Annotated in this window: 9 protein-coding genes; 4 read left to right on the top strand and 5 right to left on the bottom strand. The window is 58.6% G+C overall.

Annotated features, from left to right (window positions below):
- Window positions 1-650: 650 nt before the first annotated feature.
- The 3 genes from GHO41_RS03455 to GHO41_RS03445 are packed head-to-tail and all read right to left on the bottom strand — an operon-like array spanning window position 651 to window position 2,964.
- On the bottom strand, window positions 651-1,547 hold the full coding sequence (locus GHO41_RS03455) for a hydroxymethylglutaryl-CoA lyase (RefSeq protein WP_123750102.1): 897 nt from the start codon (window positions 1,545-1,547) through the stop codon (window positions 651-653).
- Window positions 1,548-1,573: 26 nt separating this feature from the next.
- Complete coding sequence (locus tag GHO41_RS03450; RefSeq protein WP_048373101.1) at window positions 1,574-1,972, bottom strand: MerR family DNA-binding transcriptional regulator; 399 nt, start codon at window positions 1,970-1,972, stop codon at window positions 1,574-1,576.
- 26 nt (window positions 1,973-1,998) lie between these two features.
- Window positions 1,999-2,964, bottom strand: a complete 966-nt coding sequence (locus GHO41_RS03445; RefSeq protein ID WP_048373102.1) for a LysR family transcriptional regulator — start codon at window positions 2,962-2,964, stop codon at window positions 1,999-2,001.
- A gap of 157 nt (window positions 2,965-3,121) precedes the next feature.
- Between GHO41_RS03445 and GHO41_RS03440 the strand changes: the two genes are divergently transcribed.
- Window positions 3,122-4,336, top strand: a complete 1,215-nt coding sequence (locus GHO41_RS03440; RefSeq protein ID WP_153350576.1) for an acyl-CoA dehydrogenase — start codon at window positions 3,122-3,124, stop codon at window positions 4,334-4,336.
- Here the strand turns inward: GHO41_RS03440 and GHO41_RS03435 are convergent.
- Together GHO41_RS03435 and xthA are read right to left on the bottom strand one after the other, a co-directional pair.
- Window positions 4,333-5,649 carry a substrate-binding domain-containing protein gene (locus tag GHO41_RS03435; protein ID WP_153432973.1) on the bottom strand — a complete coding sequence of 439 codons (1,317 nt, stop codon included), beginning with the start codon at window positions 5,647-5,649 and terminating at the stop codon, window positions 4,333-4,335. The two genes, GHO41_RS03440 and GHO41_RS03435, sit on opposite strands and share 4 nt — an antisense overlap.
- A 141-nt stretch (window positions 5,650-5,790) precedes the next feature.
- Complete coding sequence (gene xthA, locus GHO41_RS03430) at window positions 5,791-6,603, bottom strand: exodeoxyribonuclease III (RefSeq protein WP_048373109.1); 813 nt, start codon at window positions 6,601-6,603, stop codon at window positions 5,791-5,793.
- A gap of 167 nt (window positions 6,604-6,770) precedes the next feature.
- Here xthA and GHO41_RS03425 point away from each other — a divergent pair, with 167 nt between their 5' ends.
- The 3 genes from GHO41_RS03425 to GHO41_RS03415 all read left to right on the top strand — a co-directional run bounded on the left by GHO41_RS03425 (window position 6,771) and on the right by GHO41_RS03415 (window position 12,892).
- A complete protein-coding gene (locus GHO41_RS03425) occupies window positions 6,771-7,421 on the top strand; it encodes an N-acetyltransferase (RefSeq protein ID WP_153432972.1) in 651 nt (216 codons plus the stop codon).
- A gap of 63 nt (window positions 7,422-7,484) precedes the next feature.
- Window positions 7,485-9,212 carry an autotransporter assembly complex family protein gene (locus GHO41_RS03420; protein ID WP_048387351.1) on the top strand — a complete coding sequence of 576 codons (1,728 nt, stop codon included), beginning with the start codon at window positions 7,485-7,487 and terminating at the stop codon, window positions 9,210-9,212.
- Window positions 9,209-12,892, top strand: coding sequence for a translocation/assembly module TamB domain-containing protein (locus GHO41_RS03415; protein WP_371928830.1), 3,684 nt, complete (start codon window positions 9,209-9,211; stop codon window positions 12,890-12,892). Before GHO41_RS03420 ends, GHO41_RS03415 begins: the two co-directional genes overlap by 4 nt.
- Window positions 12,893-12,990 lie beyond the last annotated feature (98 nt).

Raw genomic sequence — 12,990 nt, 5'->3', positions numbered from 1 at the left:
CTGTTTGTCGTGGGAGCGGGCTTGCTCGCGAATGGGTCGGCGGTGTGCAACAAGCACACCGCGTTGGCTGAATCGCGAGCAAGCCCGCTCCCACAGAAACACAAACCCCGGAAAGCACAAAGGGGAGCCTAGGCTCCCCTTTAACGTGTCGTTGCGTGCTCTTTTTATTATTGAAGGGTGGTCTATTGTTGTTTTTGGAACTCACCCTTTGCTGCGTTTTTTAGCGATCCCCATCCGGGATCAAGTGCAAACGTATTTTTTTGAGCGCTGATCCACTTTTATCACTGGCTATCAAACCGGTGATCCAACCTGAACGGGTGCTACCTGAAGGTAGTTTTATTGTTCTCTGCCCGGTTGCGAGGTGGCTCTTGGCTCCCCGGAAAAGTAAACCTTCTCCAAAAAAATCTGTTAGCTGCGTCTCTGCCGTGTTGTTTTTGTTATGTCAGAGTCGTTTCGTATTGTTCTTATTAAGTTGCTGCGGTTTTTATTCTTGTTATGCCATAGAGGTAGCAGGAGCCGTGCCAACTTTTAAAAATCCTTATAAATCAATAACTTATATTTTAGGCAATAAAAAACCGGCCTGGATCAGGGCCGGTTTGTTTCCGTGTTACTCGTTTGTGTGAGGGAGCGGTAACACTCAGCCACACTTTTTAGCACTGACGCGCCTTGGCGACCCGTGACCCGGTAACACGCCCCAGCACGTTGCAGATGTGCTGGCCTGCCAGTAACAGCTTGTCCATGTCGACCCCGGTTTCGATCCCCATGCCGTTGAGCATGTACAGCACGTCTTCGGTGGCCACGTTACCGCTGGCGCCCTTGGCGTACGGGCAGCCGCCCAGGCCTGCTACCGAGCTGTCGAACACATTGATACCTTCGAGCAAGCTGGCGTAGATGTTGACCATGGCCTGGCCATAGGTGTCATGGAAATGCCCGGCGAGTTTGTCGCGGGGGACATAAGCTCCGACGGCTTCGAACATGGCACGGGTTGCCGAAGGCGTGCCGGTGCCAATGGTGTCGCCCAGCGACACTTCGTAACAGCCCATGGCGTACAGCTCTTTGGCCACGGCGGCAACTTGTTGCGCCGATACCTGGCCTTCGTACGGGCAGCCCAGCACACAGGACACATAGCCACGCACGCTGATGCCGTGTTGCCTGGCTGATTCCATGATGGGCACAAAGCGTTCCAGGCTTTCATTGATTGAGCAGTTGATGTTGCGCTGCGAAAACGCTTCGGAGGCGGCGGCGAACACCGCCACTTCTTTAACCCCGGCGGCGACGGCGTCTTCGAAGCCGCGCATATTCGGCGTCAACGCCCCATAAACCACACCCGGCTTGTGCTGGATCTGCGCGAAGACCTCGGCGGAACCGGCCATTTGCGGCACCCATTTAGGCGACACAAAACTGCCGACTTCGATATAGCCCAGCCCGGCGTCGGTCAGGGCGTTCACCAACTGCACCTTGTCGGCCACGCTGATGGGCTGGGCTTCATTTTGCAAACCGTCGCGCGGGCCGACTTCAATCAGGCGCACATGGGTGGGAAATGTCATGGGGGGATCACCAGGGTTGTTATGTTTTAGGAGGCCGTCTGACTTTTTATCGTGTGTTCAAGCGCCTGGATACAGCGTTCTTCGGCCGTATCCAGTTCAAGTTGCATCTGCTGTATATCCAGCAACTGTTGCTCCAGCTGTTCACGGCGCTCGGCTATTTTGGCCAGCATGCTGTTCAACTGTTTCTGGTTGCCGCTGGTAGGGTCGTAAAGCTCAATCAGCTCGCGACATTCGGCCAGCGAAAAACCGATGCGCTTGCCGCGCAAAATCAGCTTCAGGCTGACTTTGTCCCGCGCCGAATAGATCCGCTCCTGACCGCGACGTTCGGGGGCGAGCATGCCTTGTTCTTCGTAAAAACGAATGGCGCGGGTGGTGATATCAAGTTCGCGGGCAAGGTCGGAAATACTGTACGTCTGGCTGCTCATGGGCGGGCTCTGGAAGGATCATGCCGTTAAGCTAAAGGTTGGTTGACGTTTACGTCAAGCAAGCGCTGCGCCTCGGCTTTCTTTTCCAGTGCCAATTGCTGCTGGCACACCTCGATCAACTGCTCACGCATCCAGCGGTTGGCGGGGTCTTGCTCGGTGCTTTCGTGCCAGTACAAGTGTGTTTCCACGCCCGGCAATTCGCTGATAGGCAGCGGCACAAAATGCAGGCCGTGCCGACGGGCAAAACGCTCGGGCACGGTCATGACCATGTCGGTTTGCTGCAAGACATTGGAGGCCATCAGGTAATGCTGGGAGCGCAGGGTGATTTTGCGTTGCAGGCCGATTTTGCCCAGTGCCAGATCCACCTGGCCGAGGCCGTTGCGCCGTGTCGAGATATGGATATGGGTCAGCGCCAGGTACTCGTCGAGGCTGATACTGGCCTTGCCCGCCAACGGGTGGCCCTGGCGCATGGCGCATACGTAGCGATCTTCCATCAACTTGATATGGCGTACTTGAGCGTCGGTGTTGAGCGGCGCATCGACGGCGAAATCCAGTCGTCCTGCCGCCAGGTCGCTGGTGGTCTCGCGGCGGTGGGCTAAAAAGCTTTCGATCACCACGGCCGGAGCATGTCGGCGCAAGCGCTGGAACAAGGGCGGCAAAATCACTGCTTCTGTCAGGTCGGTCATGCTGATACGGAACGTCTTGTTCGCCTGCAGCGGGTTAAACGTTCGGCTTTCTTGCACCGACACCCGCAGCAGAGCCAATGCGCTGCGCACCGGGCTGATGATGTTCTGCGCCATGGGCGTGGGTACCATGCCTTGCGCCGTGCGCACAAACAGCGGGTCGTTAAAGGTTTCACGCAGCCGGGCCAGCGCGTTGGACACCGCTGGCTGGGTGATGCCAATGATTTGTCCGGCGCGGGTCAGGTTGGCTTCGGTGTAAATGGCGTCGAAGACGATGAACAGATTGAGGTCGACCTTGCTCAGGTTCATGGCACTGGGCTCTTGTTGTTGGAGATGAGGCGATGGGCGCAATCATATATTGCTTATGAATGGTAATACACGTCGTTAATAGACAGCGCAAATGGAGGAGGGCTGATCTAGCATCACGGCAACTTCTATACACATTCACGGTAAAAGGTAGCCACCCATGGATTTCGCATACTCACCGAAAGTTCAGGCGCTGCGCGAACGCGTCACGGCGTTTATGGAGGCTTATGTCTATCCGGCCGAGGCGATTTTCGATCAGCAGGTGGCGCAAGGTGATCGCTGGCAGCCGACGGCAATCATGGAAGAGCTCAAGCGCAAGGCTCAGGCAGAAGGCCTGTGGAACCTGTTTTTGCCGGAATCGGAACTCGGCGCCGGGCTGACCAATCTGGAATACGCGCCCTTGGCCGAGATCATGGGCCGGTCGATGCTCGGCTCGGAGCCGTTCAACTGCTCTGCACCGGACACCGGCAATATGGAGGTGCTGGTGCGTTACGCCAATGCACAGCAAAAACAGCAGTGGCTGGAGCCGCTATTGCGTGGCGAGATTCGCTCGGCATTCGCCATGACCGAGCCGGACGTGGCCTCGTCCGATGCCACCAACATGGATGCCCGTGCCGTGCGTGACGGCGATGAATGGGTGATCAATGGCCGTAAATGGTGGACGTCCGGGGCCTGCGATCCGCGCTGCAAAATCATGATCTTCATGGGCCTCAGCAACCCTGAGAATGCCCGCCATCAACAGCACTCGATGATCCTGGTCCCGGTCGATACCCCCGGCGTGAAAATTGTCCGCCCGTTGCCGGTGTTCGGTTACGACGATGCGCCCCACGGTCACGCCGAGGTGCTGTTTGAGAACGTGCGTGTACCGTACGAAAACGTCCTGCTGGGCGAAGGCCGGGGTTTTGAAATTGCTCAGGGCCGCCTTGGCCCGGGCCGCATCCATCACTGTATGCGTTCAATCGGCATGGCCGAGCGTGCGTTGGAGCTGATGTGTCAGCGCTCGCTGCAACGCACGGCGTTTGGTAAACCGCTGGCGCGTTTGGGTGGCAATATCGACAAAATCGCTGACTCGCGAATGGAAATCGACATGGCCCGGCTGCTCACCTTGAAAGCGGCGTACATGATGGACACCGTGGGTAACAAGGTCGCGAAAAGCGAGATCGCGCAAATCAAGGTGGTTGCCCCCAACGTCGCGTTGAAGGTGATCGATCGGGCGATCCAGATTCATGGCGGGGCAGGGGTTTCGCAGGATTTTCCGCTGGCTTACATGTACGCCATGCAGCGTACCTTGCGCTTGGCGGACGGCCCGGATGAAGTGCACCGGGCGGCGGTTGGCAAATTCGAGTTGGATAAGTACGCACAATCGCCGGGTTAATACACCCACACTTCAACCCGGCGATTCTTCAGGCGGCCTTCATCTTCGGTGTTGGCCGCTACCGGCATTTGCGCGCCGCAGCCGCGAATCTCACGCAGCACCACGCCACTTTTGACCAGTTCGCGGCGCACCGTCATTGCCCTGAGCTTTGACAACAGTTGTGCGCGTTCCGGGTCATCTTTGGCATCCCCAAACCCCACCAGCGTCACCTGTTTGTTGAGCTTGTCGTGGGTTTTTAAATAGTCGACGACGCGGAGCAGATCCTGACGCGCCTTGTTGTCGAGGGTGGCGCTGCCTTCTTCAAAGCGAAAATTGACCGACAGACGCTGGGCTTCGCGGGTCAGCTCCAGGTATTCCTCGGGCATGTGCGCACCGGGCTGCACGTGGCTGGCCTGCACGGTTTGGGCAATAAAACCGTTTTGCGCGACGATGGCCTGGCCTTGGGCGCTTTGGGTAAATGCCACCAGCGCCTTGGCCAGCGCGTTTTGGCTGGTGGGCGGCAGGTAAAAAAACAGGCGGCGTGACAGGGGGTAATCTTCGCTGGCGATCAGGCTGTTGAGCGGCAGCATGGGCTGCGACGCGCCATCCACAATGGCCAGGGATTTCGCTTCGCGCACGTAGGGCAGGCCGATAAAACCAATGGCGTGGGGGTCTTTGCTCACCGCATCGGACAGCGCTTCGCTGGACTCGAAACGCTGGGCCGTGCTGCTCAGCGGCCGACCGGCGCGGCTCAGGACCAACTCTTTAAAGGTATCCCAGGTGCCGGACTGGTCATCCCGGGCATATAAATTGATCGAACCGCCCACGCCGCCCAGCGCTTCCCACGTGGTGATGTCGCCGTTGAACACTTTGGCCAGTTGCTCGGTGTTGAGTTTTTTCAGCGGGTTATGCGGGTGCACAATAATTGCCAGGCCATCGATGGCGATGACTTGCTCGGCTTCGGGGCTTTTCAGGTCGCCGAGGGCTTCCAGTTCGACCAGTTCGCGGTCCTTGATAGGCCGCGACGAGGCCACCATGTCGGCTTGCCCGGCCTTGAGCGCACTAAAACCAGTACCGGAGCCGTGTGCGGACACATCGACACGCACCTGCTGGCCCAAGGTTTTGGTGGCGACGATGCTGTATTCGTTGGGGGGGACGACCGGGATGCTGTGAACATCGTGAAAGCCTTGCTCGATCAGCATGGCCGTCACCAATGCCGGGCCGAGATTGGCCCCGATGGTGTTAGAACCCTGGATGTGCAAATCCGCCGCAGGCCGGGCAAAGGCCAGAGGGGTGATTACACACAGCAGGATCAGTGACTTAAAGCGCAACATCAGCGGGCACCTTCCTGGAGCCATAGAATTGCCAGCAATTTAAGTCAGAAACGTTTCAATACAGTTACGCACACCTTCTTGCCTCGCGATCTTTTGAACCTTTAAAAGATCGCGAGGCAAGCTCGCTCCTACAAATTTAGATCAGTTCAGTTCGAGCCAGATAGGTGCATGGTCTGACGGTTTTTCCATGGCGCGCAGGTCGTAATCGACGCCGGCGGCCTTGATGCGCGGCACCAGCGCCTGCGAGGCTAGAATCACGTCAATGCGCAGGCCACGTTTAGGTTCGTCTTCAAACCCGCGGCTGCGGTAGTCGAACCAGCTGAAGCGATCCGCCACCTCGGGGTGCAGGTAACGGAAGCTGTCCACCAGGCCCCAGTTTTTGAGGCGCTCAAACCACTCGCGCTCTTCCGGCAGAAAGCTGCACTTGCCGGTTTTCAGCCAGCGTTTGGCGTTGTCCGGGCCAATGCCGATGTCGCAGTCTTGCGGGGAGATGTTGACGTCACCCATCACCACCAGCGGCTGTTCGTTGCTGAACTGGCCTTCCAGCAACTGTTGCAGGTCGCTGTAGAAACGCTGCTTGGCCGGGAATTTTGTCGGGTGGTCGCGGCTTTCTCCCTGTGGGAAATAGCCGTTCATGATGGTCACCGGCTGGCCATTGTCGTCAGCGTAGGTGCCCCAGATAAAGCGTCGTTGCGCGTCTTCTTCGTCGCTGGCAAAGCCCTTGTGCAGCTCCAGCGCGGGCTTGCGTGACAACAGGGCAACGCCGTAATGGCCCTTTTGCCCGTGAAAGTGCACGTGGTAGCCCAGCGCTTCGATATCGGCGAAGGGGAATTGCTCGTCGCTGACCTTGGTTTCTTGCAGGCCAATGACGTCCGGCTGGTGTTTTTCGATCAGCGCTGCCAGCTGATGCGGCCGAGCGCGCAGGCCATTGATGTTGAAAGAAACGATTTTCATGGGCGGGCAGTCCTGAGGAAAACTGCGATGTTAGCGGCCAGCGTGCAGTGGGGCAAATGGACTGCTAACGTAGGAAGCATCCAAGCAGATGGAACTGTTGCGGCCCTCGCGAGCTCGTACTCTCGAGAAGTGCCGCAACCTAAGCGACGCCAGGGAGATTGACCGTCATGAAGCAAACGTTGAATGCCACTTGCCAGATCCGCCAGCTCGACAGCGGTTACTCCAAAGAAACCCGGGCTTTGCTGTATGAGGCGTATATGCATGACCCGACCTTCCGTTATGTGTTTGAAGCCCATCGCAAGGGCTACGCGCAGCGGGTGCGGGCCACGGTTCGGGCGTTGGTCAAACAGCATTTTTTCCAGCAGTTACCCGCCTTGGGTTTGCTGGTCGATGACCGCCTCATCGGTGTCGCACTGATTGCTCCACCGCAACGGCGCCTGGGCATTACTGAGAGTTGGGCGTGGCAACTGCGCATGGTGCTGACGGCGGGCTTGCGCGGTACACGACGCTACCTTGAATACCATCAGGCGGTCTTGGCCTGCGTGCCGGGCGATGCCGTGCATATGCTGCCTTTGTTGGCGATTCATCCTGATTTTCAAGAATTGTCCTATGGCGAACAGTTGCTTGAGGCGGTACATAACTGGTGCGCCGTGGACGAACATTCAGAAGGTGTCGTCCTCGACAGCAGTAACCCGCGCTATCAGGAGTTTTACAAGCGTCATGGTTATGTCGAAATTGGTCAGGTTCCCTTGGGGCCCATCGTTGAGCACGTTTTCTTTCACGCCAACCCTCAGGTGTTACAAGCAGCAACGGCTTAAGGGCAACTTTTTGCCCATTGGCGCGCTCTATGACCCCCTCAGCCCGTGATAGCATCCGCTCCTATGAAGTTTCCAGGAAGATTTACCAGTGGTGTTGTCCTGCTGATCAGCAGCTTTGCGGCGTATGCCCAGAGCGAATTGGTGGTGAAGGTCAAACCGGCAAACGATGCCCTCAAGGCCAACGTGGAAGGCTATATAGGCAGCCTCGGCGATCGCGACGAGGCTGCCTTGTTGCGTTTCAAGCGTGGCGCCGAGGAGCAGGCCCTTAAAGCGTTACAGGCCTTGGGCTATTACCAACCCAAGATCGAAGCCGATGTGCCAGAGGGCGACCCGCCGCGCCTGGTGTTGCACATTGACCCCGGCGAGCCCGTGCATCTGCGCAATGTGACCGTGCGCGTCGAAGGCCCTGCGGCCTCGCTCAAAGCCTTTGAAATCCCGGTCAGTGATGACCTTAAACCTGGCGCCGTGCTCAATCAGGGCAACTACGAAGACGCCAAGCGCATGATCCAGAACCGTGCGCTGCGCTATGGCTTTTTTAACGGCAAGTTCCTCAAGCACGAACTGTTGGTGGACCCTAAAGGCGGGTATGCCGATATCAATCTGGTTTACGAAAGCGGCCCGCGTTACCTGCTGGGCAAAGTCACTTTTGCCGGTGACGCACCGTTTGACCAGACCTTGCTCGACCGTCTGGTGCCCTTTAAGCCCAATACGCCTTATGACTCCGAGCTGGTTGCCGAGTTAAACCAGAACCTGCAATCGAGCGGTTACTTTGAAACCGTGCGCGTTGATGCCGCGCCGAGTACGGCGGTGGGGCAAGTGATCCCGGTGGATGTAGACCTGGATACCCGCAAGCCACGCACCATGACCCTGGGCCTTGGCTACTCAACCGACACCGGCCCACGCGGCAAAGCCAGCTGGACCCGTCACTGGGACAACCCTCGGGGCGACAGCTACGGTTTTGAGTCTGAAATCTCCCAGCCCAAGCAAAATATCGGGGCCTGGTACGACATTCCGCTCGATCCGCCATTGACTGACAAACTGCGTTTTGCCGCCGGTTATCAGTACGAAGAAATTGCCAACACCGACACCTTGAGTAAATTGCTCACGGTCGGCCCTGAGTGGCACAGCAAACTGGACAACGGCTGGACGCGGATTGTCTCGCTGAGATGGCAGCACGAAGAATATCGCCTGGGTGATGACTCGGGCCTGAGCACCTTGTTGATGCCGGGCCTGTCCTACGCAGTCTTGCGCAGCGATAACCGGATTGACCCCAGCCACGGTTACAGCGTCAACCTGAGCACCCAAGTGGCCAAGCAAGGGTTGATGTCAGACACCAACCTGCTGCACGGCGATATCCAGTTCAAGGCGCTGAAAACGTTGTGGGACAAGCACCGTTTTCTGGGCCGTATCGAGTTTGGCGGCAGCGCCACCAATGGCTACAAATCCATCCCGCCGTCATTGCGCTTCTTCGCCGGTGGTGACCAGAGCGTGCGCGGTTATGACTACCAGAGCCTGTCACCCAAGAACTCCGACGGTGACCGTATCGGCGGGCGCTACCTGCTGGCCGGGAGTGTCGAGTACCAGTATCAATTTGCCGAAAAATGGCGCTGGGCGGCGTTTGTCGACAAAGGTAACGCCTTCAAGACCCTCGACTTTCCAAGCTTGAAAACCGGGGTCGGGGTGGGCATCCGCTGGATCTCGCCGGTAGGCCCCATCCGTCTCGACCTGGCCCATGCGCTGGATGACGATGGCGGCGTTCGTTTGCACTTCTCGATGGGGCCAGAACTGTGATTCGTGGTTTGAAAATAGCGGGGCTGGTGCTGTTGGCGTTAGTGCTGCTGGTAGTTGTCAGCGTCGCTGCCATTTTGGGCACGCAAGCGGGTAGCCGCTGGGCGCTGGCGCAAGTGCCTGGCTTGCATATCGACAACTTTGCTGGCCGCCTGGGCGCGCAATGGAGCGCCGATCAATTGGTGTGGGAGCAAGGGGCTGATCGTGTCGAAGTGAGTCGGCCGATTTTTGCCTGGTCGCCTTCGTGCTTGATGCGCATGACTCTGTGCATCGATCAGTTGCAGGCCGACAAGGTCAACCTGCAATTTGCCCCGAGTGAAAAAGACAGCAGCAGCGGGCCGATTGAGTTACCTGATTTGAAGTTGCCAGTGGCGATAGAAGTCGGGGTGGTGAAAGTGGGCAGCATCGTGTTTGACGGTGTTGAGCAACTTAAAGGCGTACAGATTGCCGCCAAGTGGACAGCCCAAGGGCTGCAGATCGACTCGGCGCGCATCGAGCGTGAAGACCTGAACGTCGAGCTGTCGGGTCTGTTGCAACCTGTGGGTGATTGGCCGGTGACCTTGCAGGGTACGGTCAATCTGCCGCAGCAAGACAACAAGCCGTGGGCGCTGGCGTTGAAAGTTGACGGCCATGTGCGCAGCTCGATCAATCTGGTCGCTGATAGTACAGGCTACCTGGACGCTCACTTGAGCGGCGCACTGGAGCCGCTGGCCGAAAACCTGCCGGCGCAGGTCACCATCACCTCGGCCCAGTTCAAGCCCAGCAGCGAACTGCCAGACACCTTGCAACTGAATCAGTTGGCATTGTCGGCCAAAGGCGACCTCACTGGCGGTTATGAACTTGAAGGCAGCGCCAGTTTGCCTGCCGAGCAAGCCCCGGTGAGCCTCTTGCTCAAGGGCCGGGTTGATGCCAAGGGCGCACAAGTCAGTGCCCTCGACCTGACCGCCAACGACAAGCAACATTTGAAACTGTCGGGCCAGGTGGATTGGCATTCAGGTTTGAGTGCCGAGGCCAAGGTCGACTGGCTGGACTTCCCCTGGCACAACTTGTACCCGGTCATTGCCAAGCCAGACGTGGATTTGCGCACGCTCAATGGCGAAGTGTCTTATACCGACGGCAAGTACCTGGGCAACCTCAAGGCCGACCTGACCGGGCCTGCGGGCGCCTTCAGCGTCAGCAGCCCGTTCAGTGGTGACCTCGAAAAAATCTTCATGCCGCAATTGGAGCTGGTGGCGGGGCAGGGCAAAGCCCGGGGCCACGTCAATGTGCAGTTTGCCGATGGCGTAGCGTGGGATACGGCGCTGGACTTGAGCGCGATCAACCCGGCGTACTGGGTGGCTGAACTGCCGGGCACCCTGGCGGGCCCGCTGCGCAGCACCGGCGAGTTCAAAAATGAACAGCTCAAACTGGACGCCAACCTCGACCTCAAAGGGCGCCTGCGTGGCCAACCTGCGATGCTTCAGGCCAAAGCCACCGGTGAGGGCGACGCCTGGACCGTGAGCGCTCTGGACATTCGCGTGGGTGATAACCGCATCAATGGCACCGCCAGCTTGCAGCAACAAATCAAGGCGCAACTTGATTTGAACCTGCCGCGTCTGGCTCAACTGTGGCCAGAACTGCGTGGCCAAATTAAGGGCCGGGTTGACGTGGCGGGTACGCTTCAGGCGCCGCAAGGTAAAGTCACCTTGCAAGGCCAGCAAGTGGCCTTTGCCGATAACCATCTGCAAAGCCTCACGCTGGATGCCAGCCTGGATAAATCCCAGCGCGGTCGCTTCGACCTTAAAGGCAGCGGGATCCAGGCCGGTGAAACGCCGTTTGGTGTGTTGACGGCCACGGGCAGCGGTGACATCAAGCGCCAGCAACTGCAATTGGCCTTGCAGGGGCCGATGTTGCAACTCGCTCTGGCACTGGACGGCGGCCTCGACAAAGACAACTGGCGTGGGCGCCTGCTCAGCGGTGACATCAAATATGGCCCGCAGCAATGGATCCTGCAAAACCCGGCGCGGCTTGAGCGTTTGGCTAATGGCCGGATCAATCTCGGTGCGCTGTGCCTGACGTCTGGCCCGGCCAGCTTGTGCGGTGAAGAACAGCGTTTGATGCCGGATCCCAAGCTGCGCATGCACCTCAAGCAGTTCCCGCTCGACAGCCTCGCCGAATGGTTCCCCAAAGACTTCCAGTGGCAAGGCCAGCTGAATGCCGACCTGATACTCGATTTACCCGCCAGCGGGCCTAAAGGCCAGGTGGTGGTGGATGCCAGCGGCGGCACCTTGCGTATCAAGGACAAAGGCCAGTGGGTTGATTTCCCGTATCAGGCGTTCAAGTTGACCAGCAACCTCAACCCTAACCGGGTCGATGCAAAGTTCGACTTTGATGGCGGAAAACTCGGGCAGGTGATGTTGTCGGCGCGAATCAACCCGCTGCCTAAAAACAAGCCGATCACCGGCGATTTCCGCTTGACCGGCCTGGACGTCTCAGTGGTGCGGCCGTTCGCCCCGATGGTTGAAAAACTCACCGGCCAGTTGAACGGTTCCGGGTCGATTTCGGGGGCGCTGGTCGCGCCGTACATCACCGGTGATGTGTCGCTCACGGGCGGCGAGATCTCCGGCCCCGAGCTGCCGACCAGCTTCGAAAATCTGCAGCTCAAAGCCCACATCATGGGTGAAGCCATGCAACTGGACGGTGGCTGGACCAGCGGCAAGCAAGGGCAGGGCACGATTACCGGGAATGTCGCCTGGGGCAAGGCCATGGCCGTGAATGTGTTGCTCAAGGGCAACCACTTGCCGGTCACGGTTGAACCCTACGCCAAGCTGGACGTTGCCCCGGACCTGAAAATCTCGCTTAAGCCGGACAACACCTTGTTGATCGCGGGCACGGTGAATATCCCCAAAGGTGAAATCACCGTGCGCGAGTTGCCGCCTTCAACGGTCAAGGTGTCGGATGACACGGTGATCGTCGGGCAAGACACTGGCGATGAGTCCGCGTCGCCACCGATGGTGGTCGACATGGACATCAACGTGGTGGTGGGCCAGGAGTTGCTGACGTTCTCCGGTTTTGGGCTGAACGCCGATCTGGCGGGGCAGTTTCATATCGGCAACGACCTGGACACCCGCGGCGAACTGCGCCTGATCAATGGCCGCTACCGGGCCTATGGTCAGAAGCTGACCATCCGCCGGGCTCGCCTGTTGTTTGCCGGGCCGATTTCTCAGCCTTACCTGGACATCGAAGCGGTGCGCCAGACTGATGACGTGATTGCCGGGATTCGCCTTACTGGCAGCGCCGAACAGCCGACCACGCAGATCTTCTCCGAACCGGCCATGAGCCAGGAACAGGCGCTGTCATATCTGATTCTGGGGCGTCCGCTGACCGGTACCGGTGAAGACGACAACATGCTCGCGCAAGCGGCGTTGGGGTTGGGCTTGATGGGCAGCTCGGGGGTAACCACCAGCTTGGCCAACCACCTTGGGCTCAAGGATTTCGAGCTGGATACCGAGGGCAGCGGCGACAACACCGCCTTGGTAGCCAGCGGCAAGATCAACGAGCGCCTGAGCGTGCGTTACGGTTATGGCGTGTTTGAGCCGGCCAGCACCATTGCCTTGCGTTACAAACTGAGCAAGCGGGTGTACGTCGAAGTGGCCAGCGGTCTGGCCAGTTCGCTGGATATTTTCTACAAACGGGATTTTTAGAGCAACCCCCCCCCGTAGTCGCTGACGAGGTACGAAGGCTGCGATGGGTTGCGAAGCGACCCTGGACGGCGGTCCTGCGGCCCGTATCGCAGCCTTCG

Source organism: Pseudomonas sp. FSL R10-0399 (genome assembly GCF_009600165.1).
GTDB classification, from domain to species: Bacteria; Pseudomonadota; Gammaproteobacteria; order Pseudomonadales; family Pseudomonadaceae; genus Aquipseudomonas; species Aquipseudomonas helleri.
This window is presented reverse-complemented; position numbering and strand designations above follow the sequence as displayed.

What these genes read in the sequence shown, in the direction of transcription:
- GHO41_RS03445 (WP_048373102.1), bottom strand. Translation starts at nt 2,964, where the DNA reads ATGAACCTGAGCAAGGTCGACCTCAATCTGTTCATCGTCTTCGACGCC.
- GHO41_RS03420 (WP_048387351.1), top strand. Translation starts at nt 7,485, where the DNA reads ATGAAGTTTCCAGGAAGATTTACCAGTGGTGTTGTCCTGCTGATCAGC.
- GHO41_RS03435 (WP_153432973.1), bottom strand. Translation starts at nt 5,649, where the DNA reads ATGTTGCGCTTTAAGTCACTGATCCTGCTGTGTGTAATCACCCCTCTG.
- GHO41_RS03455 (WP_123750102.1), bottom strand. Translation starts at nt 1,547, where the DNA reads ATGACATTTCCCACCCATGTGCGCCTGATTGAAGTCGGCCCGCGCGAC.
- GHO41_RS03425 (WP_153432972.1), top strand. Translation starts at nt 6,771, where the DNA reads ATGAAGCAAACGTTGAATGCCACTTGCCAGATCCGCCAGCTCGACAGC.
- xthA (WP_048373109.1), bottom strand. Translation starts at nt 6,603, where the DNA reads ATGAAAATCGTTTCTTTCAACATCAATGGCCTGCGCGCTCGGCCGCAT.
- GHO41_RS03450 (WP_048373101.1), bottom strand. Translation starts at nt 1,972, where the DNA reads ATGAGCAGCCAGACGTACAGTATTTCCGACCTTGCCCGCGAACTTGAT.
- GHO41_RS03440 (WP_153350576.1), top strand. Translation starts at nt 3,122, where the DNA reads ATGGATTTCGCATACTCACCGAAAGTTCAGGCGCTGCGCGAACGCGTC.